The sequence below is a fragment of the Nocardioides lianchengensis genome, from assembly GCF_900101465.1.
GTDB classification, from domain to species: domain Bacteria; phylum Actinomycetota; class Actinomycetes; order Propionibacteriales; family Nocardioidaceae; genus Nocardioides; species Nocardioides lianchengensis.
Genome location: NZ_FMZM01000002.1, coordinates 319,787 through 339,916 on the forward strand (window position 1 = coordinate 319,787; position 20,130 = coordinate 339,916).

The following is a 20,130-nucleotide window of genomic DNA, read 5'->3' on the forward strand; positions in this document are numbered from 1 at the left end:
GCAGACCGGGGTTCACGAACTGAAGGGAGTGTCCCATGACGGGACCGACCACGACCAGCACCACGCCCTCCGCGCCCCTCGAGGTCTCCGACGTCGTCGGGCTCCTCTTCGAGCTGCACGACGTCCTCCAGGGCGGTGCCGCGTGATCACGCTCGCCACAGTCGTCCGCGATGGCACCCCGCAGCCCGCCACCCAGGCCGAGCTCCAGGCCGCCGCGGTCGTCTTCGCGCTGGTCGTAGCCGTGCTCTACCTCGGCTGGCTGGTCCTCGACTGGGTCCTCGACGGCGCTGACGCGAACGAGGCCCTGCAGTGACCGCCCCTCGCCGGATCAGCGTCCCCCGTCCGCAGCTCACCACGGGCCCGAAGCAAATGACGGTCGACGAGGCCACGGTCATGCACCTTCGCCAGGCCGCCACTCGCGTGCGCGAGCAGCGCTACTGGGGATCGGGGGTCACCGCGCTGGTCTCCGAACTCCTCGACGCCGCCGCCGCGGCCATGACGCCCGAGCCGTCCACCTCGCCCGACTCCCGCGTGCTCGACCGCGAGCGATGCACCTGGGCGCCGGCCGATGGCGCCTGGTGGCACACGTGCGGCCGTTCGTGCCCGACTGCCGAGCAGGGCCCGTTGTACAACACCAAGGTCGGGCGCGTCCTCCTCTGGGACGAGCTCGTCACGGCGTACGGACCGGTCGAGGTGCAGTCATGATCCGGCCGCTGTTCGCCGACAGCGCCGGAGACCTCACCGTCCTCACCGCGGTGATCCTCATCGTCGTCCTCGTCATCTGGGCGACGACGTGACCGCCCGATTCGACGCGCTCATCGCGCCCGGCGTCGTGACCGTCGTCGTCGACGTCGAGACCGCCCGCGACCTCGCCGACGGGCTGGAGTTCATCTCCACCTCGGGCGGCATCCCCGCGGCCGACATCAACGCCGCGGCCGCGCACGTCGCCTACCTGCGCAAGGCCGCCCAGGAGGCGTCCGACCTCGCCGCACTCCCGCCGGCCAAGCCGGCCCGACACCTGAAGGTCGCTGGAGGTGACCCGACATGACGAACCTCGTCATCCTCATCGCCCGCCGCACCGCCGCGGTGCTGTTCCCCTCGGTCCCGCCGCGGGACCGCGCCCGGATCCTCGCCGCGATGCAGGACCCCTACCCCCAGACTCCCGCCACCAGCTGCGAATGGGAAGCGCGGCCGGTGGCGGGACACGGCCCGGTGGACGGAGCGGCTCTCCCCGATCGCGCCCCGTCCACCGGCTCCCGTTCGATCCCTCCGGCCGAGGACCTCCGCAACTGGCGCGCGCACCCCGTGCACCGGTGGGAGTTCTCCGACCAGCACCTCGACGCCCTCGTCGGCCGCTGGAAGTCGGCGACCTCGTGAGCGGCCCGATCATCGAGGCGCCCGTCTCCGACGCCGTACGCGCCGCCGTCGCGAAGGGCTGGGAGCTCTACGAGGCATCCACCCGCGAGCACGGCAAGGCCGACGAGTGGGACCGCCGCGTCATCGACCAGGTGATCCACGCCTTCGTCCGCCAGGGCCGGCCGTTCTCCGCCAACGACCTCCGCCCGCTGCTGCCCGAGGTCCGCAAGTGCCTCATCAGCCGCCGCCTCATCCAGGCCCAGCTCGACGGCCTCATCCGATACGTCGGCGTCACGCCGTCGACCCTCCGCTCCACCAAGGCCGCCCGGGTGAACGTCTACGCCCCGGTCCGCGGCGCCCTCACCGACCGGGAGTCCGCATGACCACCACTGAGCACCCCACCGACACCACCGTCGACCTGACCACGCCCACCCTGCCGCTCGACCGCGTCCGGCAACACCCGAACAACGCCCGCTGGGCCGCGGTCGCTGACCCGGAGATGGTCGAGTCGATCCGCTCCATCGGGATCGCCCAGGCCCTCACGGTCGCCCCGGCGTACGACTGGGACGGCTACTACGCCCTCGGCGGCAACCGCCGCCTCGACGGCGCCGCGAAGGCCGGCCTCGACGAGGTCCCCGTCATGCTGCGCGACGATCTCGTCACCGAGGCCCAGCAGCTGGAGTTCATGCTCGTCGAGAACCTCCACCGCTCCGACCTTTCCCCGGCCGAGGAGGCCGCGGCCTACGAGCAACTCACCCTGTTCGGGCACGACATCGACGCCATCGCCGCGGCGACCGGCCGCGCGAAGTCGACCATCAAGGCCCGCCTCCGGCTCACCAGCCTCGGCGAGACCGCCCGCGGCCGGCTCCACGCCGGCGAGATCACCATCGCCGACGCCGAAGCCGTCCTCGAGTTCGCGGGCGACGAGACCGCCGCCGAGCGCCTCGACGCCGCGCTCGGGACCCCGGACTTCCAGGTCGAGGTGCGGGTGCTGCGGAGGCGTCGCGACACCCTCGCGTCGTACGCCGCCCAGGTCGAGCAGTGGACCGCGGCCGGGATCGCCCTGGTCGAGTGGCCCGACGGACAGCGCGTCACCGGCCCGAACCGGATCTACCCCGTCGCCTGGTTCACCACCGACGAGCTCCGCGACCCCGCCGGGCACGACGGCTGCCTCGTCTACGAGGACGGCGACGCCGACCAGCACCGCGAGCCGCGGCTTCTGTGCCGCGACGGGTCCCTCCACCCTCTGCCGGCCACCACCAGCACCGCCCCGGTCGTCAGCGAGCAGCAGCGCTCCCAGTGGGAGGCCCAGCAGGCCGAGCGCGAGCAGCGCGCCGCCCGACGCGCGGCCGCGTCCGCCGCACGGCTCGACTGGATGCGCGAGCACTTCGCCCACCTCCTCCCGCCCCGCACCCACTCCGACCTCGCGAAGGCCGCGACCGCCGCGCTACCGCTGCTCATCACCGCCCCCGGCTCCGAGGACGCGATCGACACCCGCACCCTCCTCGCCGCGCTCGGCGTCGCCCAGGACGACCAGTCGTACGCCGGCCAGCAGCGGGCCCGGTCGATCGCCGCCGCGACCGTCGCGGTCGCGAAGCCGACCCACGCCCTCGCCACGTTCGCCGCCTGGACCGCCGCGTCGATCGCGTCCGCGCTCGACGCCGTCGACGACCTCTCCGACGACCTCACCGAGATCCAGCACGCCCTCGCGGTGTGGGACTGGCTGAAGACCGCCGGCTACCCGCTCAGCGAGGTCGACCGCGAGGTCCGCACCGAGCTGGAGATCCGCCACACCGAGCTCGTCAACGAGACCGCCGAGGCGGCGTCCTGATGCCTCGCGGCCCCGCGAAGTGCCGGACGTGCCGCCGACCCGTCGTGTTCCTCCGCTCGCCATTCACCGGGAACGTCCGGACCTTCGACCCGACCCCCGTCGACGGCCACCACCCGCTCGCCGTGAACGCCTTCCCGGTCATGGGCCGCACCGCCTACAAGGTCGTCGACCTCGTCGAGCTCATCCAGGTCCAGCGGCAGTGCTCCGACGTCGAGGCCGACGCCGAGGTCCGCGACATGCCCTGGCACGTCCCCCACGAGTGCACCACCCCGAGCACCACCGACACGAAGGAGAACCCCGCCCCATGAGCGCACACGCGCGTCCCGCACTCGACATCCTCGCCGAGCTGCGCCGCGGACGCCTGAGCCAGGAGCTCACCGACGAGATCGCCAAGGTCATCGCCGCCTGCCAGGACACCGGCAAGCCCGGCGAGGTCGTCGTGAAGCTGAAGTTCACCCCGAAGAAGGTCAACGACCACGAGACCCCGCGCCTCGAGGTCACCGACCAGGTCGGCTCGAAGGTCCCGCGCCGCTCGGTGCTGCCCTCGACCTTCTTCCTCACCGACGACGGCCGACCCGTCCGTCGCGACCCCAACCAGGACGAGTTCCCGTCCCTGCAGGGGGTCCCCACCGACCCGGCCGACGCGACCGCGTCGACCGCCGCCCGACGAGAGGCCTGATCCATGAGCACCACCACCCCGCCCGACTTCAGCCCGGAGGAGTTCGGCAGCAACGAGACCGCCGCCGCCGTCCTCGCTGGCTACGCGATGAAGCCCATGCCGGAGGCGCTCGCCGAAGGCAGCCGCTTCTTCGTCCTGCCCCGCGCCGACGGCCAGCAGCCGCACGTCATCGACGTCGACGCCCTCGAGCTCGACTTCGACAAGAAGTACGAGGGCTACGCCCCGCACCCGATCCGGAAGAAGGGCACCGTCTTCGTCCAGGACGCCCCCTCCTTCATTGAGTACCTCGCCAAGCACGGCCTGCCCGAGACCGAGGTCTTCGCCGACCTCGGCAAGATGCAGCTCGTCGGCGTCATCAACGCCCACGCCGAGGCCGACGTCGACAACACCGACAGGCCCGGCGGCCTGGCCGGCCACCGGGACCACCGTGTCGTGCTGGAGCTCGTGCAGACCGACGCCTGGAAGGCCTGGCGCGCCCTCGACAAGAAGGCGCTCACCCAGGAGCAGTTCGCCGAGCACCTCGAGGACCGCGCCAATGACGTCGTCACCCCCGACGCCGCGACGATGCTGGAGATCGCCTCTTCGCTCATCGCGACCACCGGCGTGGACTTCAAGTCCGCGGTCCGGCTGGGCGACGGCCAGGTCCAGCTGCGCTACGAGGAGACCACCCAGGCCCGCGCCGGCGAGGGCGGTGACCTGGAGATCCCGCAGACCTTCACGATCGCCGTCGCGCCGTTCGAGGGCGCCGACCCGGTCGAGCTGATCGCCCGGTTCCGCTACCGGATCACCAGCGGGCGGCTCTCGCTTTTCTACGCGCTGCTCAACCCCGACGACATCGTCCGCGCCGCGTTCATCGAGTACGTCGACCACGTCGACAACAACATCCGCCACCCGCTGTTCAAGGGCCGCCCCGAGTGACCCGCTTCCGGGGCCCCGACGACGGGGCGCAGCCGGGCCGCGTCGCGGGGCCCGGGACCTGCTCCATGACCGTCGTATGGCCCTACCGCCTCAGCATCGGCGCCGTCCTGGACCCCGAGACCACCGAGGACCTCGGCCAGATCATCTCCACGCTCCGCGCCAACGTGATCGCCAACGCCGCGTACACCGAGCACTGGCTCAGCGGGAAGTGCCGCGTGCGCGTCGTGGCCACGGGCGCCGCGGGTGTCGACCTGCCTCCCGTCGAGGGCGTCGCGTCCTGGGTCCTGATGGAGGCGCAGCTGCAGTGCGGCCGACGTCCCAGGCCCCGGCCATGAGACTCACCAGCGTCGTAAGGCGAGCGCCTCTCCGAGGTCTGGGCGAAGTGGGGGTGCGTCACGCCGACGAGACCGTGGACTCGGTCTGCACCGTGGCAGGTGATACCGAGGCGTCTACGACCGTTGTCGCTCTCGCTGTCCGAAGGCCCGCCCGGTCGAAGATCCCGGGTTCGTCGCACTTCGGGTCCCCGAGCCATGTCGACGCGTGGACGATCACGTCAGCCACGGCCTCGCTCAACGGCGTTTGGCGCTCTTCGAGGGTGGACGAACGGTCGATGAGCACGTCGTGCACCTTCCGACGATGCGTTGCTACGGCAGCGGAGGCGCCTGGAAAGTCAAGCTTCATCCGCGACGCCCACTCGATTGAAGCAGCCTGCATGGTGCGATACGAGGCCCACCACTTCTCCAGAGTGACGAGATCCGATTCCGGGGTCCGGCCGGCGAACGACGTCTGCCCAATCTCGGTGAGCAGAGCCGCCGCGAGGCCGAGCATCCGACCAGCCGCATCTTGCGACGACGTCAGTCGTGAACTACGCCTCTCATGCCGAAGCGTCAGCCAAACGGCCCACGCGGTCACGAGGCCGCCGATGATGCCGCCAAGGACGCCGTCACTCGCGATGGCCCACCACCACGACGGATCGTTTAGGTGTCCGCCAGACCAGGTCTCATCCATGGCGCGCACCGTATCTGCACTCTATGGACGAATCTGTCGAGTCACCGGTGACTGGAAGGTGATCCGTCGCTTCTTCTTCTCGACGAACTGGTCGGGCTCTGTGATCCACGCGACCGAGAACGACGAGAGCGATCCAAGCGCCTCGAGTGCTTCATTGCGATTGTCTTCCCACTCGCCCCGGCGACCCAGCGTCGCCCCCGACAGTTGGTCTCGGATCTTGTCCAGCACCTTGGCAGCGTCGGGCTCATCGTCCGAGATGCCGGCCCAGAGATCGAACGAAGCGGCCTGGATGAGCCGGACCTGCGACGCCCAACTCCGTAAGTCACCTCGTTCGACTTCATCTGGAATCGCCGAGGCGACCTCCTGCGCGAGCACGGTCGCCATCTCGCCTAACCGAGCAGCTGAAGCATGCAGCCGCTGCAACCGCGCAGACCTCTTCTCGTGCCGCAGCGTCGCCCAGACGGCAGCCCCCGTCGCCGCACCGCCGACGACACCGCCAAACAACCCGTCAAGCACAACGCCCCACCACGTGTCTCCCGGGTTCATGACCCGCACCGTACAGAGCGGAACTGGAACATGAAGGCGATCTCGATCCGCCAGCCCTGGGCCTGGGCGATCCTCGCCGGAGGCAAGGACGTCGAGAACCGGTCGCGCAACGTCGTCGGCGCGCACCGCGGCTGGACCCTGGTCCACGCCGGGCTGCAGCTCGACGCCGCGGGCCTCCGTGCCGCCGAGGACCTCGCGAACATGCGGATGCCGCAGCTCGGCGGGCCCGGATCGCCACCCGAGGTCCAGCTCGGCGGCGTCGTCGGCGTGATGAACGTCGTCGGCGCCCACCGCGCCTACGACTGCGGCGGCCAGTGCTCGCGCTGGGCCGAGCCGACCGGCTGGCACATCGAGATCCGAGACCGGCGCCCGCTGCGCCGGATGGTGCCCTGCCCGGGCCGCCTCGGCCTGTTCACGCCCGACCAGCTGATTCTCGGCGCGATCCGCCGTCAGGAAATGTCGTGACCCGCCTCGACGAGCTCTACGAGATGCGCGCGGCGATCGACGCCGAGATTGAACGCGAGCGGCGCCAGCTGTGGCGCATGGCCCAGCTGCGCGACGATGTCGCCGATCTCCTCCAGGGCCTCAGCACGACCACCGCGGTCACGCTCCGCGCGGTCGCCGCGGCGTACGCCGTCGAGGTCACCCAGATCATCGGCCGCGACCGACACCACGCCGTCGTCGCCGCCCGACACGTCGCCGCCTTTCTGCTCCGGGACCAGGGCCTCTCCCTGCCCAAGGTCGGCCGCGCACTCGGCCGCGACCACACCACCGCCATGAACAGCTGCAAGCGCGTCGCGGAGTCCGTCCAGCTCGGTCGACAGGCCGACCGGATCCGCACCGAGCTCACCCGCGCGTCCCGCGAGACCGCGGCCGAGATGGAGAGAGGAGCAGCCTGACCATGGACTGGGTCAAGTCCCTCGTCGGCTACTACCGACTGATCGAGATCGCCACCGGCGACGACGCCATGGAGGTGATGTTCAAGCGCGCTGACGCCCTCGCCGGCGAGCTCGGCACCGACGGCTTCATCCCCGACGCCATGCTCCCGATGCTCACCCGCCGGCCGGCCCAGGCGAAGAAGATCGCTGACCGGCTCGCGAAGACCGGCTTGTGGGTCCGCGTTCGCGGCGGCTACATGATCGTCGACTGGGCATCCATCAACGCCGAGTTGAAGAAGCTCCAGGACAAGAAGAAGCGCGACCGCGACCGGAAGCGCGCGAGCCGCGCAGCCGGACACGACACCGACCAGTCCGAGGACGTGTCCGCGGACGCGGGCGCGGACGGTCACGAGGAATCCCTCTATGAATCAGAGAGGGAGAGTAAGAGAGAGACAACTGCTGCTGCGGCAGCAGTTGCGCGGGCCGCCGCCGCACCTGTGGACAACGCGCCCAAGACCCTCGACCTGCCTCCGGCGGTCGAGATCCTTCGAGCAGCCCTCGACGCCCACAAGCTCACCGTCCGCTGGGACAAGCTAACCGCCGAGCACCTCGCCGAGATCGAGCGGCTCGTCGACCTTCACGGCGACTCCCGACTCGTCCACGCCGCGAAGGCGTCGTACCGGCCCGACCGGCCTGCCGTCTTCGCCCAGGCCTGGCTCGCTGCCTGGCAAGCGCTCCCCTCGCCGGGGACGCCGCTGCACGCCGTCCCCGCCCCGCCCTGCGACGAGCCGGGCCACTCCGGAACGACCAAGCACTGCGTCCAGTGCGCCTCCGAGGCCAAGGGCGTCGACCCCGCCGCCACCCGCTCACGAAGGAGCCGAGCATGACCACCGCCGCCCTCCCCGGACGACGCACCATCCGCCGCTACGCCCACGAGCTCTACCCCCACCCCGCCGAGGGCGAGGTCCGACCGCTCCGCATCGAGGTCCCATACCTCTACGCCGTGGCCATCGGTCTCCAGGTCTTCGGCACCGACTGGCACGACCTCCGCGACACCGACGAGGGCCGCCGGCTCACCGTCACCCGGACCCAGCTGCTAGTCCAGGCCCGCGACATGGCCCTCCTCGCCGACGCCATCAACCAGGGCATGACCCACGACCAGGCCTGGGCATGGGCAGCCGCCCGTTACGACGAGACCGGCGAGATACCTACGGCCGGGCGACGGCGTACGGCGTACCCGTCGAGCGGATCAAGCCCTACCCCGTCATCACGGAGCCTGACCACCACGACCACTACGACCAGCCCGACGCCGCCGGATGGCGCACGGCCCACCACGCCGACGGCCCGGAGTCCGCGTGCATCGACTGCACGGAGCCGATCCCGGAGGAAGACACTCCACTGCCTCTCGATGGTTCATCGGAGACCCGTTGATGGTGACACGATCGACTACCTGCCCGAGTCAGGCGGACCTGAGTCCGTCGAGCCAGTCGCCAGTGCTCTCGGCGGTCTTCTGGAACTTCTTCGGATCCGCGAACCACGAGGAAAGCGTCGCGGACAGCGCGGCCGTGAACCGAGAGAGCAGCATCGCATTGGGATCCGCCGACCCAAGATCCGTGAAGATGAACTGGCGACCACGTGCGATGTCGCTCTTCAGTGCGGGAGCGAGCCGCTGGGCCAGGGGCTCCACCTCGATCATCGCCGCCAGCAGCTGCAGGACCCGGTGGTGTCGCTCGAGCGGGTCGGCTACGGGGTGCATGCCCACCGACATGGCCACGACCTGGAGTCGACGAACCGCATCCCGGAGATCGCGATCCTCAGACATGCGGCGCTCGTGCCTGATGGTTCCCCACAACACGAGGCCGGTGGCCGCTCCTCCGAGAAGGCCGCCCGCGATGCCGTCGAAGCCGTACTGCAGCCACCACTGCCAGGTGTCGCTCTGCTGCCAACTCACGCCGGGACGGTACGCGCCGACGCCGCGACTGTCTCGCGTTCCGTGCATCGACCAGTTCCTCGGTCATACGCGCACGTCCCCGACCGACCAGCTCAGCACCACGACGACGGAGACCCCGTGATCACCACCAGCACCGCCACGACCTGCCGCTGGGTCGGCGACGACCAGCCGCGGATGCTCCGCAGCCACCACCGCGACTGCAACACCAGCGGCTGCCCTGGCTGCGAGGCATGCCCCGAGCGGCACTGCCAGGTCTGCGGCCACGAGCACGTCACCGTCGACGGCCGCGGCACCGACGAGACCTGCGCCAGCTGCATCGGCACGACCCGCACCGACATCGCCCGCATCGGCGACCTCTCCATGATCATGACCGCAGCAGCCACCGAGCGGGGCGTCAACAGCCTCGCCGCGCTCCACGCCGGCCCGGCCGCGAACTACGACGCCCAGCGCCACGTCCACCGGTCGATGGTCACCGGCAAGCTGTGCCGCTGCCAGCGCGTCCGAAGCCGCCAGTGCCCAGCCACGCTGCCGCCAGCGTCCGGGCCCAGCTGCGCCCCCGACGACGACGGGAAGCCCTGCAAGCACCAGTCCTGCGACCGAGTCCGTGGTCAGCTGTGCCCGGACGTCATCGCCTGGCACGAGGACGTCCGCGACGAGCTCCACCCGCTGTGGGTCCTCGGCATGTGGGACTTCGCCGTACGCGACCACCTCGACCAGCTGCTCGACACCGTCGGAGAACGCATCGACATCGCGACCGCCGCCGCGTACCTCGACGGCCACCTGAGCCGCCTCGCGCACGACCAGGCCTTCGACTTCGGCCAGCTCGCCCGCGAGGTCGGCCAGTGCCGTGGCCACCTCGAGGAGGTCCTCGCTGTCGCCCCCTACGACGAGACCGGGGCACCCTGCCCGGCCTGCGGCAAGGGCCACCTCGTGAAGTCCTACGGCGCCACCGAGGACGACGACCGCTGGACCTGCCCGATGTGCGCCCAGTGGTGGACCGAGCACGACTACCGCGCCAAGGTCGCCGGCGTCTACGTCACGGTCGCGCCGGCGCTCACGGCGAGCCAGATCCGCGAGACGTACCGCGTCCCGGAGGGATCGACTCGCGGCTGGGCAGCGAAGGGCCTCGTGACGAAGCGCGGCAAGGACGGCTCCGGCCGCCTCCTTTACGACGTGGCCGACGTTCTCCAGCAGCGCGAACGGCGTTCCTTGGCTTCATCTGCCGTATGACGTAGGCTATCGCGTACGACGTCGTACGCTGTGTATGACGAATGACAGAGAGGAAGGGCTCATGCCCCCGCTCACCATCCGCGTCGACGACGCGACACGCCGCGCCCTGGAGGAGCTCGCCGCCTCCCAGCGCACCAACGTCAGCGACCTGCTCCGCTCGCAGATCAACAGCCTCCTCGGCCGCGAGGAGGAGGTCGGCGGTCGGCCTGCCCCGGTCGGACTCACCAAGCTTCAGCGCCAGCTGCTCGTGCAGAACCACGAGATCCTGGCGAAGCTGAGCAAGGACCGACACGACATCGAGTACCACGAGTCGATGATCGAGGTGCTCCAGCGGGGCTACACGCTGGAGTACGAGAAGGAGTTCGGCGGCATCTGGGAGGAGCTCAGCCCCGAGAACTGCCGGATCGTGATGGACATCCTCGACATGTTCCGCGTCTGCGGCGCCGCAGTCGAGAAGCTCACCAAGAAGGAGCGCGAGACCCTCGGCGAGGACAACCTCCGCGAGCTGTCCTTCGGCGGCTTCGACGGCAACGACTCGGTCGAGATCCACATGCTGGGCTACGTCCGCCACCTCGTCGCGACCGGGCGCTGGGGGGAGGTCTCGACGAGGATCGACGACAAGCACGACGGCGGCAACTCCCACGCCCCGATGCTGGTGTCGTACCGCCGCATGGTCGTCACCTACCGCGCCGTCCTGAAGGAGCGCCGCGAAGCCGGTGGCGGGTTCAGCAGCGTCTACGACTTCTCCCTCGACGACCTGGAGCGCATCGCGAAGAGCGCGTGACACACGCCGTTCCGCGAGCGATCTCGCCCGCGGTGTGGCATCCTGTAGCGGACGGTGCCCCCGAAGTGCGTGGGCGCCGTTTCGCCTCCGTCCCGAGGCGTACGGGATCGAGTGGGCTTAGACCGGTTCGGTCGGGCTATCGCCGGGTCGGCCCGGTCGCTCGGAAGTCACCCGACCGGCCAACATGAGCACGGTCTCCACCAGGAGGTCGTCGCGCTTCTCAGGACTCCGGACCATCTCGATCAGATCGCGGCGTTCTGTAGCCTGCCGGGAGACCTCGTCCGCCTCGCGGAACCCTTCCAGCTGCCCGGCCATGACGGAACGTGCCCTGTTGCTCTGCGTGAAGAACAACGCGGCCACGGCCTCGGCGATGACTCCACCGGCCATCGTCGCGATGGTCGCCGGCGCCGTCCCGACGAACGCCAGGATGACTCCGATCGTGATGACGAGGAATCCAACGACGGCAGCCCCGACGCTAAGTATGAAGCTCTGGCGGGACTGAGCTAGCACTTGAGCGTGATAGTCGATCGGCAGCGCGGCAAGTCGCGCCCGATGGTCGTTTGCCTCAGGTGGGTTCAGCGACGGCTCGCCATCGAGCTTCGGCGGCGTCTTGCCGTGGGGCAATGGGTCCGCTTCGCCGTTGATTACCTCAAGCTGTGCAGGAGCGGCCTCGCTCGCGGCACGTAACTCCTCGAACACGACCTTTGGCCCGTAGGTGATCCGCAGGCTCTGTCGGTAGTTCGCCTCAGCCTTGTCTGTCGAGCGTCGAACGGTTCGAAGCAGTTGAGTACTAGCGACGCTGACACCAAGTAGGGCAACGGCAGGTGGAACCACTTCGGCCCAATCGATCACCGCTTGCTCAACTCGCAAATGACGAAACGCATCCTTGGATGGTGCCGTAACGCGGCAGCAACCGCCGAAGAACGGTGGAAACGGAGGTCACGTCGTGCCCCTCCGTCCCTGCCTCGGCTGCGGACGCCCAGTGGAGGGCAGCCGGTGTCCGTCGTGCAGCACCGCCCGCGAGCAGGCTCGGGGCAGCTCGACCGCCCGCGGGTACGACGCCGCGCACCAGCGAGAGCGCGCTTCGTGGCAGCTCGTCATCGACGCGGACGGTGTCTACTGCCGTCGCTTCACGTCCGGTCTGTGCCGGGCTGACGACCCGCTCATCCGGCCGGGCCAGGACTGGCACCTCGGGCATCCGGACGCCGCCTGTGGGGCTCCGAGAGCCCCTGAGCACGTCTCCTGCAACGTCTCGGCCCCCCACCTGAAAAATCCAGGACCCCTGGGGGGCTAGACCCGGGGGGACGTGAAAAGAGTTCTGTACGGGATCCAGAGGCGATTCGTGTGCACGGACCCGTCGTCTCAGCGCGTTGCGCTCCGCCTGGGGGCCCTCGGCCCCCAGCGAGAGGAGGTGACGAGCCTTGCCCGGACCTCCGCCCAACCCGCTCGCCGCCCGACGCAACCCTCGGGTCGGCGTCGTTGTCCTCCCCGCCGAGGGCTACCGCGGTCGGACCCCGAAGTGGCCGCTGCCGGAGAACCCCCGGCTGACCGCTCGGATCCGGCTCATCCGCGAGGAGCTCGAGGCGCTGGAGGAGCGCGAGCTCGACGAGGACCTGTCCCGCACCGAGCGGACGAAGCTCACCCGGCTGCGGGAGCGGCTCGCGATCGCCGAGGCCGAGCGGGACGCGATCGTCGAGGGCGAGAAGGACCTCTGGAAGAAGCTCTGGCGCACGCCCCAGGCCTGCCAGTGGGCGAAGCTGAAGTGGGACCGCGACGTCGCGCAGTACGTCCGGCACAAGGCCGCCGCCGAGGTCGGGTCGCTCGACGACTCGAAGGAGGCCCGGCAGCGCGGTCACCACCTCGGCCTCACGCCCAAGGGCATGAAGGACCTGATGTGGACGATCGCCACCGACGAGCTCGCCGAGCAGCGCGGCCGGGCCCAGCTCTCCTCGGTGGCGACGGGCACTGACGGCCACGGCGCGACCGTCGTCGTCCTGGCAGTCGACGACGACGAGGACTGACCGCCGTGCCGTGGCGAGGGCCTCGGGTCCCGAAGGAGTTCCCGACCCTCGGGCACGTCGCGCTCCAGTGGATCCGCGACACGCTCCCGATCCCGGACGGCCCGAAGATGGGCCAGCCGTTCCAGCTCTACCCCGAGCAGCAGAAGCACGTGCTGCGGAAGTACCGGCTCGACCCGAACGCCCCCGGCGACATCGGCAACGACGCCTTCCAGTACGGCGGGTCGATGGTCGTCCGCGGTCAGAAGTGGGGCAAGGACCCGATCCTGTCGGCCCTCGACCTCTTCCACGCCTTCGGCCCGTGCGACTTCGCCGGGTGGGACGCGAACGGCGAACCGGTCGGCCGGCCGCACCCGTCGCCGTGGGTCGCGGTCGCCGCGCTCAACGACGACCAGGCCAACAACACCTGGCTCCCGCTGAAGGCCATGGTCGAGGCCTCCGAGCTGGCCGACTACCCAGGCGTCGACGTCACCCTCGACAAGATCCGGCTGCCCTGCGGGAACCCCGTCGAGCGACTCACCACCACCGCCGTCGGTCGGCTCGGTGGCCGCTTCACAAAGGTGTCGCTCACCGAGAACGGCCTGATGACCGACACGGTGAAGACCGGCGCCTCCGGCGGCCAGCGCTCGCCGCTGACGTTCGCCCAGACGCTGATCCGGTCGACCGACGGCATGAACGGCATGTGGACCGCCGCCACCAACACGTGGGACCCCACCGAGCGGTCCCACGCCCAGCGCGTCTACGAGGCCAAGGACCCGCACATCCTCATCGACGCCCGGATCGCACGGACCCGGGTCGAGCTCGACGACGACGAGGCGCTGCAGCGGGAGATCATCTACCTCTACGGCGACAGCCTCCGCGAGCGCGGCGGCCACGTGTCGAGCCAGCGCATCACCCGCTCGGTGCGCGACAAGTCGAAGCTGGAGACCGAGCGCCGCCGGTTCTTCCTCTCCGAGATCCTGTCCGGCGAGCAGGTCCTCTGCCCCACCGAGAAGTGGGCCGCCTTCTCCCGGCCGTCCGTGCTCGCCCCCGGCGAGGCCGTCGCCCTCGGCTTCGACGGATCCCGGGCGCGAGACAAGACCACGCTGACCGCGACCCGGATCAGCGACGGCCGCGTCTTCCACCTCCGGACCTTCTCGCCGAAGTGCATGTGCGAGAAGCCCGACCACCCGCCGGCCGCGTGCACCGACCTGCGGGTCGATCGCAAGAAGGTCGACGAGGCCGTCACCAACGCCTTCGACGGCTACAAGGTCTGGTACCTCTACGGCGACCCCTACAAGTGGGGCGAGTACATGTCGCTGTGGGCCGCCCGCTGGCCCGGCAAGGTCGTCGAGGTCCCCACCAACGTCCAGTCCCGCATGGACGCGATCCTCGACCTGTTCCTGGTCGCCCGGGACAACGACACCTTCACGCACTCCGGCGACGCCGACCTCACCCAGCACGTCGCGGACGCCGTCATCGCGAAGGGCACCCGCAAGGCCACCAAGCCCCGCGTCGGCGCCGATGGCCAGGTCATCGAGCACTACCTGAAGGTCGTGAAGCGCCTCGAGGGCGTCTTCATCGACGCCGCAATCTCGATGCTCCTGTCGTACGCCGCCCGGGCCCAGGCCATCGAGGACGGCGCCCTGCAGGACAAGCCGCCGCCCGCCCCGGAAGGCATCTCCGAGGACGCCGACCACGCGCTCGGTGCGAGCCATGCCGAGTTCGGCGACGCCGTCGACTGGAACAACATCCCGCTCTGACCCGAGGAGGACACGTGGCCGACGCCGACGCACCTCCCTCCCCGCAGATGACCAACGTCCCGCAGCGCGAGCTCGGCATCGGCGACACCGGCGCCACCACCGACTGGTGGGACTCCCTGACGCTGGAGAAGGTCCCCGAGCTGCGCTGGCCGACGGCGTACGGCGTCTACGACGACATGCTCACCAGCCCCCAGGTCGCCGGCGTCTTCTCCGCCGTTGTCCAGACCATCCTCGGCACCGGGTGGCGCCTCGACGGGACGGGCTGCCGCGAGGACATCGTCCAGCACGTCGCCCGCGACCTGTCCGTGCCCATCGTCGGGGTCAGCGACCAGGACGACAGCTCGCTGCCGGTCGAGGACAAGTTCTCCTGGGACGAGCACGTCGAGATCGCCATCGACGAGTACCTCCGCTACGGCCACTCGATCTACGAGCAGAAGGCCCAGTGGGGCGACGACAACCGCTGGCACCTCGCCAAGCTCGGCTGGCGCTCGGGCCGCACGATCACCCGGTACAACGTCGCGCGCGACGGCGGCCTCATCTCGCTGGAGCAGTCCGCCAGGCCGAGCCGCGGAAGCCTGACGACCGCGGTCACCGCGAAGCCGACCCCGCTCCCGGTGGGCCGGATCGTCGTGTACGTCCGCAACCGTCGCGGCGGCAACTGGCGCGGGGAGTCCGTCCTCCGCCCGTCGTACCCCGCCTGGATGATGAGCAGCCGCGGTCAGCGCCTGGAGCTCATCCTCGGCGAACGCGCCGGCGCCCCCGTCGTCGTCTACGAAGCCGCCCAGGGCGAGACCGACCTGACGAAGGGCAAGGCAATCGCCACCGCCGTCCGAGTCGGACGCGAGGCCGGCGTCGCGATCCCCGCCGGCGCGAAGCTGACCCTGAAGGGCATCGACGGCACCCTGCCCGACCTGGACAAGGTCATCCGCCGCCACGACGAGCGGATCGCCGGGTCGATGCTCGCGAACTTCCTCAACCTCGGATCCCAGTCCGGCACCGGGTCCTACGCGCTCGGCTCGACCTTCTTCAACGCCTTCGTCCTCGCGCTCCAGAAGACGGCGAAAGACATCGCGCGGACCGCCTCGCGGCACGTCGTCGCCGACCTCGTCCGCTGGAACTGGCCCGGCGAGCGCGCGCCGTGCCTCGTCTTCGACGAGATCGGCGCACGCCGCGACGCCCTCGTCCAGGCCCTCGCCACCCTCGTCCAGGCCGGCGTACTGACCGCCGACCAGGACCTTGAGCAGTTCGTCCGCGCCGCGATCGGCGTCCCCGCGCGCGACGGCGCCCGCCCACCCCTGGAGGAATCGTGAGCACGAAGAGCCCGACGAAGCGGTCGCGGCTGCGCACCGCGGCCGCCCTGAAGGCCGATGCCGCCCTGCTGCTCGGCCAGCCCTCCCGCGCGGCCCTCGCCGCCGCGGACGACGACCAGGCACCGCAGCCCGCACCCGACAGCGGCGAGCTGTGGCTCTACGGCCCGGTCGGCGGCTGGTGGCGCGGCTTCAACGCCGAGTCCGTCGCGGAGGCCCTGCGCTCCCTCGACGTCGGCACCCTCTACGTCCGGATCCACTCGCCCGGCGGCTACGCGCCCGACGGCATCGCGATCGCCAACCTGCTCCGCAACCACCGGGCCAAGGTCATCGTCGTCGTCGACGGGCTCGCCGCCTCGGCCGCGTCCGTCATCGCGATCGCCGGCGACGAGATCGTCATGTGCCCCGGCTCGCAGATGATGCTGCACGACGCCTCCACCTACGGCTACGGGAACGCCGCCGAGCTCCGGCGGCAGGCCGACTGGATCGACGGCCAGAGCGAGAACTACGCGGGCGTCTACCAGTACAAGGCCGGCGGCACCGTCGCCCAGTGGCGCGAGGTCATGCTCGCCAACGACGGCACCGGCACCTGGTACACCGCCGAGGGCGCCGTCTCCGCGAACCTCGCCACCGAGGTCGGCACCCGCACCGCCGTCGGCAGCCCGCCGACCGCTCCCGACGAGGACGACTTCGACGACGAGGACATCCTCGCCCGCCTCGAGCACGACCTCCGCCTCCTGGAGGCCGTCCCCCCGGCTGCCCTCGCCGCCTGGCAGGGCCAGCCCATCAAGCCCCCGACCGCGTCCGCGGGCGGGACCACCCAACCGGAAGGAGCTGCTGTCGTGGACTTCAACGACACGCAGATCGCGGCCCTGCGCGAGCAGGTCGGTTTCCCCGCGGACGCGGACGCCGACACCATCGTCGCGGCCGTGACCGAGGCGCTCGCTGAGAGTGCCGACCCCAAGGTGACCACCCAGGTCCCCGAGGGCATGAAGCTCGTCTCGGCGACCGTCTTCGACGACGTGACGGCGAAGGCCGAGCGCGGCGCCAAGGCGGCCGAGGAGCTGCTGACGATGCAGACCAACTCGTTCCTCGACCGGTTCAAGGACCGGTTCCCGCCGACCGACGAGGCCCGGGCGAAGTGGGCGGCCGACTTCCGCCGTGACCCGGCCGGGACCGAGAAGTACCTGTCCGCGGCCGCTCCGCTGGTGCCCACCGGCGAGATCGGCCACGGCGACGTCCCGGCGACCGCCGGCGGCGGCGCCACCACGTCCCTCGCCGAGGTCCGCGAGGACCCCGGCTACAAGAGCTGGGAGATCTGAGCATGGGTGCCATCCCGCAGGTCCGGAAGACCGGGCCCAAGTCCTACCCCGCCGCCGAGGCCGTCGTCGGCGGCCAGCTGGTCGAGGGCCGCGCGGCCAGCAAGGTCGGCGTCGCTGCCGCCGGGTCGGTCAAGGTCCTCGGCGTCAGCCTCAACGACGCCGTCGCCGTCCTCGTCACCGACCCGGTCGGCGGCGTCCTGAACACCGCACCGCTCGGGACCCGGGTCAACGTCGCCAAGGGCGTCGAGGTCCCGGTCAAGTACGCCGCGGCCGCCGCGCTGGGCGACAAGCTCATCGCCGCCTCGAACGGCCGTGTCACGCCCGCGGGGGCGAACCCCGATGCCCGAACCATCGTGGGCGAGTGCACCGAGCCGGCGGGCGTCACCGTCGTCGACTCGGTCGCCAAGGCCTGGATCTACTGAGGAGCGCAACCAGATGACTCAGCTCACCCTGGACGGTGGCCGCAAGATCACCGTCGACGACATCCGCCGGAACCCCCTGTGGCTCCCCGCGCGGATCCTGGAGCTGCTCGACGGGCAGTTCATCGACGACATCCTCCTGCGCTACGAGGGCGACGCCAGCACCATCGCCTTCGAGGAGGGCTCGTCCCTGTTCCTCGACGACGAGATCCAGGAGCTCCTCGAGTTCGAGGAGATCCCCGTCGCCGGCTACCAGCGCGGCCTGCCCCGCGTCGCGCTGGCGACCCGCAAGGGTCTCGGCGTCCGGGTCTCGGAGGACATGCGCCGGGAGAACAACATCGGCGCCATCAACCGTCAGGTCCTCGCCCTGACGAACACGATGATCCGGGCCCGCTTCCTTGCCATGCGCCAGCTGGTGATGAACCCGGCGATCCCGACCATCCCGGCGTCGGCCGCGTGGAACACCTCCTCGGGCCGCCCGCGGAAGGACTTCGCCGCCGCGATGGAGGTCGTCGCCTCCGCCGGCAACGACACGGTCGACACCACCGAGAACTACGAGGCCGACACCACGGTCATGCCGGGCAGCATCACCCCGATCCTGCTCGACAACGAGGACTTCCTGAAGGTCTACGGCGGGGACATGGCGAGCAAGAACATCGCCTACACCGGCAAGCTCGAGCAGGACGTCCTCGGCATGCTCGGCCTCAAGGCGCGGTTCTGGCCCAACGACCGGGTCCTGGTCTGCCAGCGCAAGACCATCGGGTTCTACACCGACCCGCGGCCGCTGGAGGTCACCCCGCTCTACCCGGAGGGCAACGGCCCGAACGGCGGCCCGACCGAGTCGCACCGCGTCGACGCCACCATGAAGCGCGGCATGGGGATCGACCAGCCCCTCGCCGCGTGCTGGATCACGGGCGTGGTGGAGGACTGATGGACCTCAACGACGTGAAGGCCGGCAAGTACCAGCTGGTCGCGGTCCGCTGGGACCAGATCACCTCCGAGCCGGGCAAGCCGCTCGACTACATCCGGCACCGCCGCGGCGACATCGTCGAGCTCAACGCTGCCGACGCCCGGCGGCTCGTGAAGGCCGGCGCCGTGGTGAAGCCCGGCCAGCTGGAGAAGAACGCCGCCGAGGAGGCCCGGGCCCTGGCCGAGCGTGCCGCGGCGGACTACCAGGCGATCCTGGCCGGGCTCCCCGAGGACGTCCGCGCCGAGATCGCGCCGGGCACCGTGCCCCAGACGCCGGGATCCCCGGCGCCCGGGAGCGGCAGCGACGAGAAGCCGGCGACGGACGCGAGCATCGAGCTCATCACGGCGTACGTCGGTGACGACAAGGACCGCGCCGCGGAGTTCCTCACCGCCGAGCAGGGCAAGGGCGAGTCCGCCCGGGCCACGCTGGTGAAGAAGCTCCAGAGCGTCGCCGACGGCGGTGGGTCCTGATGCTCGTCGTCGACCAGCTGGTCACGGCGACCGACGGCGACGAGGGCGGTGAGGCCAGCGAGACCCGCGAGGACCTCACCGCCTTCGTCCGGCTCGCCGACGGCGGGAAGGTGCGCCTCACCAGCGGCGACACCGTCCCGGCCGACGCCGACGAGGAGCACGTGCAGCGCCTCGTCGACGCCGGCGTCCTGACCGAGGCGCCCGACGCCCCGGTCCCGTCCCCGCCGCCCGCGCCCCGCACCCGGGCACCGCGCGGCAGCGTGTCCGGCGAGGACACGGGCGACTGATGGCGCTCACCGGCCTGGCAGCGCACGTCACGAAGGAGTCGATCGCGAAGCTGCTGCTGGGCCGGTCCCCTGACCTGCTCGACGAGGACGTCCCTGAGGACCGACTCGACGAGTGGGTCAGGGGAGTCGCCGCCAAGGTCGTCCCCTACGTCGGGACCAACCCGCCCGAGGGCGCGCCCCGCGACATCGCGCTCGACGCGATCGCCTACGAGGTCGCCTCCGAGATCGAGTACTCCCTCTTCCCCGAGCAGCAGGAGCAGGGGAACATCGGCCGCGGCTACCACCTGCACCAGAAGTACCTGGAGATGCTCGCCCAGCTCGGCACCTTCCCCACCGAGGGGCCAGGCGTCATCCCCGGGCCCGGGCCGGTCGGCTCGTTCCCGCCGCCCGAGCCCGAGATCTGCTGGTGAGCTG

The 20,130-nt window shown here is 70.7% G+C and carries 28 protein-coding genes; 24 read left to right on the top strand and 4 right to left on the bottom strand.

Annotation, left to right across the window (positions count from 1 at the left end):
- Window positions 1–142 precede the first annotated feature (142 nt).
- The 10 genes from BLT76_RS25585 (at window position 143) to BLT76_RS05115 (ending at window position 5,119) form a co-directional block, all read left to right on the top strand.
- Window positions 143–313, top strand: coding sequence for a hypothetical protein (locus tag BLT76_RS25585; RefSeq protein ID WP_170866937.1), 171 nt, complete (start codon window positions 143–145; stop codon window positions 311–313).
- Entirely contained in the window at window positions 310–705 is a 396-nt protein-coding gene (locus BLT76_RS05075; RefSeq protein WP_090851655.1) for a hypothetical protein, read from the top strand. Before BLT76_RS25585 ends, BLT76_RS05075 begins: the two co-directional genes overlap by 4 nt.
- Before the next feature lie 88 nt (window positions 706–793).
- Window positions 794–1,048, top strand: coding sequence for a hypothetical protein (locus BLT76_RS05080; RefSeq protein WP_090851659.1), 255 nt, complete (start codon window positions 794–796; stop codon window positions 1,046–1,048).
- Entirely contained in the window at window positions 1,045–1,377 is a 333-nt protein-coding gene (locus BLT76_RS05085; RefSeq protein WP_090851662.1) for a hypothetical protein, read from the top strand. Before BLT76_RS05080 ends, BLT76_RS05085 begins: the two co-directional genes overlap by 4 nt.
- Window positions 1,374–1,739, top strand: a complete 366-nt coding sequence (locus BLT76_RS05090) for a hypothetical protein (RefSeq protein WP_090851665.1) — start codon at window positions 1,374–1,376, stop codon at window positions 1,737–1,739. Before BLT76_RS05085 ends, BLT76_RS05090 begins: the two co-directional genes overlap by 4 nt.
- Window positions 1,736–3,187, top strand: coding sequence for a ParB/RepB/Spo0J family partition protein (locus BLT76_RS05095; protein WP_090851668.1), 1,452 nt, complete (start codon window positions 1,736–1,738; stop codon window positions 3,185–3,187). The genes BLT76_RS05090 and BLT76_RS05095 overlap by 4 nt, the downstream gene beginning before the upstream one ends.
- Entirely contained in the window at window positions 3,187–3,495 is a 309-nt protein-coding gene (locus BLT76_RS05100; protein WP_139175417.1) for a hypothetical protein, read from the top strand. Before BLT76_RS05095 ends, BLT76_RS05100 begins: the two co-directional genes overlap by 1 nt.
- Complete coding sequence (locus tag BLT76_RS05105) at window positions 3,492–3,866, top strand: hypothetical protein (protein ID WP_090851673.1); 375 nt, start codon at window positions 3,492–3,494, stop codon at window positions 3,864–3,866. Before BLT76_RS05100 ends, BLT76_RS05105 begins: the two co-directional genes overlap by 4 nt.
- A gap of 3 nt (window positions 3,867–3,869) precedes the next feature.
- A complete protein-coding gene (locus BLT76_RS05110) occupies window positions 3,870–4,784 on the top strand; it encodes a DUF2303 family protein (protein ID WP_090851676.1) in 915 nt (304 codons plus the stop codon).
- A 65-nt stretch (window positions 4,785–4,849) separates the two neighbouring features.
- Window positions 4,850–5,119 (top strand): hypothetical protein, encoded by a 270-nt coding sequence (locus tag BLT76_RS05115; protein WP_139175418.1) that lies wholly within the window; start codon window positions 4,850–4,852, stop codon window positions 5,117–5,119.
- A 58-nt stretch (window positions 5,120–5,177) separates the two neighbouring features.
- Here BLT76_RS05115 and BLT76_RS05120 read toward each other — a convergent pair whose 3' ends face one another.
- Together BLT76_RS05120 and BLT76_RS05125 are read right to left on the bottom strand one after the other, a co-directional pair.
- Window positions 5,178–5,792 carry a hypothetical protein gene (locus BLT76_RS05120; protein ID WP_139175419.1) on the bottom strand — a complete coding sequence of 205 codons (615 nt, stop codon included), beginning with the start codon at window positions 5,790–5,792 and terminating at the stop codon, window positions 5,178–5,180.
- A 21-nt stretch (window positions 5,793–5,813) separates the two neighbouring features.
- The gene (locus tag BLT76_RS05125) at window positions 5,814–6,338 is read right to left on the bottom strand and encodes a hypothetical protein (RefSeq protein WP_139175420.1); all 525 of its coding nucleotides are present in this window, start codon (window positions 6,336–6,338) and stop codon (window positions 5,814–5,816) included.
- A gap of 30 nt (window positions 6,339–6,368) precedes the next feature.
- Between BLT76_RS05125 and BLT76_RS05130 the strand changes: the two genes are divergently transcribed.
- The 3 genes from BLT76_RS05130 to BLT76_RS05140 are packed head-to-tail and all read left to right on the top strand — an operon-like array spanning window position 6,369 to window position 8,103.
- Window positions 6,369–6,803 (top strand): ASCH domain-containing protein, encoded by a 435-nt coding sequence (locus BLT76_RS05130; RefSeq protein ID WP_090851689.1) that lies wholly within the window; start codon window positions 6,369–6,371, stop codon window positions 6,801–6,803.
- Window positions 6,800–7,237 carry a helix-turn-helix domain-containing protein gene (locus BLT76_RS05135; protein WP_090851692.1) on the top strand — a complete coding sequence of 146 codons (438 nt, stop codon included), beginning with the start codon at window positions 6,800–6,802 and terminating at the stop codon, window positions 7,235–7,237. The genes BLT76_RS05130 and BLT76_RS05135 overlap by 4 nt, the downstream gene beginning before the upstream one ends.
- Before the next feature lie 2 nt (window positions 7,238–7,239).
- Window positions 7,240–8,103, top strand: coding sequence for a hypothetical protein (locus tag BLT76_RS05140; protein ID WP_090851695.1), 864 nt, complete (start codon window positions 7,240–7,242; stop codon window positions 8,101–8,103).
- Between the two features lie 572 nt (window positions 8,104–8,675).
- Here BLT76_RS05140 and BLT76_RS05150 read toward each other — a convergent pair.
- Window positions 8,676–9,167: a hypothetical protein gene (locus tag BLT76_RS05150; protein WP_139175421.1), complete on the bottom strand. Its 492-nt coding sequence runs from the start codon at window positions 9,165–9,167 to the stop codon at window positions 8,676–8,678.
- Window positions 9,168–9,284: 117 nt separating this feature from the next.
- Between BLT76_RS05150 and BLT76_RS05155 the strand changes: the two genes are divergently transcribed.
- Both BLT76_RS05155 and BLT76_RS05160 read left to right on the top strand, forming a co-directional pair.
- Window positions 9,285–10,397 carry a hypothetical protein gene (locus tag BLT76_RS05155; protein WP_090851705.1) on the top strand — a complete coding sequence of 371 codons (1,113 nt, stop codon included), beginning with the start codon at window positions 9,285–9,287 and terminating at the stop codon, window positions 10,395–10,397.
- Window positions 10,398–10,458: 61 nt separating this feature from the next.
- Window positions 10,459–11,181, top strand: a complete 723-nt coding sequence (locus BLT76_RS05160) for a YfbU family protein (protein WP_170866938.1) — start codon at window positions 10,459–10,461, stop codon at window positions 11,179–11,181.
- Between the two features lie 117 nt (window positions 11,182–11,298).
- On the opposite strand, the gene BLT76_RS25320 is transcribed toward BLT76_RS05160, so the two are convergent.
- On the bottom strand, window positions 11,299–12,033 hold the full coding sequence (locus tag BLT76_RS25320; RefSeq protein WP_139175422.1) for a TRADD-N-associated membrane domain-containing protein: 735 nt from the start codon (window positions 12,031–12,033) through the stop codon (window positions 11,299–11,301).
- Between the two features lie 569 nt (window positions 12,034–12,602).
- Between BLT76_RS25320 and BLT76_RS05170 the strand changes: the two genes are divergently transcribed.
- The 9 genes from BLT76_RS05170 to BLT76_RS05210 are packed head-to-tail and all read left to right on the top strand — an operon-like array spanning window position 12,603 to window position 20,126.
- A complete protein-coding gene (locus BLT76_RS05170) occupies window positions 12,603–13,202 on the top strand; it encodes a hypothetical protein (RefSeq protein ID WP_090851713.1) in 600 nt (199 codons plus the stop codon).
- A 5-nt stretch (window positions 13,203–13,207) separates the two neighbouring features.
- Window positions 13,208–14,941, top strand: a complete 1,734-nt coding sequence (locus BLT76_RS05175) for a hypothetical protein (protein WP_090851715.1) — start codon at window positions 13,208–13,210, stop codon at window positions 14,939–14,941.
- A gap of 14 nt (window positions 14,942–14,955) precedes the next feature.
- Window positions 14,956–16,251, top strand: a complete 1,296-nt coding sequence (locus BLT76_RS05180) for a phage portal protein family protein (protein WP_090851718.1) — start codon at window positions 14,956–14,958, stop codon at window positions 16,249–16,251.
- Window positions 16,248–17,570, top strand: a complete 1,323-nt coding sequence (locus BLT76_RS05185; RefSeq protein ID WP_139175423.1) for a head maturation protease, ClpP-related — start codon at window positions 16,248–16,250, stop codon at window positions 17,568–17,570. Before BLT76_RS05180 ends, BLT76_RS05185 begins: the two co-directional genes overlap by 4 nt.
- A 2-nt stretch (window positions 17,571–17,572) precedes the next feature.
- Window positions 17,573–17,992, top strand: a complete 420-nt coding sequence (locus tag BLT76_RS05190; RefSeq protein ID WP_090851724.1) for a hypothetical protein — start codon at window positions 17,573–17,575, stop codon at window positions 17,990–17,992.
- A gap of 13 nt (window positions 17,993–18,005) precedes the next feature.
- Window positions 18,006–18,920 carry a hypothetical protein gene (locus tag BLT76_RS05195; RefSeq protein WP_090851727.1) on the top strand — a complete coding sequence of 305 codons (915 nt, stop codon included), beginning with the start codon at window positions 18,006–18,008 and terminating at the stop codon, window positions 18,918–18,920.
- Window positions 18,920–19,429, top strand: coding sequence for a hypothetical protein (locus BLT76_RS05200; protein ID WP_090851730.1), 510 nt, complete (start codon window positions 18,920–18,922; stop codon window positions 19,427–19,429). Before BLT76_RS05195 ends, BLT76_RS05200 begins: the two co-directional genes overlap by 1 nt.
- Window positions 19,429–19,716, top strand: coding sequence for a hypothetical protein (locus BLT76_RS05205; RefSeq protein ID WP_090851733.1), 288 nt, complete (start codon window positions 19,429–19,431; stop codon window positions 19,714–19,716). The genes BLT76_RS05200 and BLT76_RS05205 overlap by 1 nt, the downstream gene beginning before the upstream one ends.
- On the top strand, window positions 19,716–20,126 hold the full coding sequence (locus BLT76_RS05210; protein ID WP_090851735.1) for a hypothetical protein: 411 nt from the start codon (window positions 19,716–19,718) through the stop codon (window positions 20,124–20,126). Before BLT76_RS05205 ends, BLT76_RS05210 begins: the two co-directional genes overlap by 1 nt.
- Window positions 20,127–20,130: the final 4 nt, after the last annotated feature.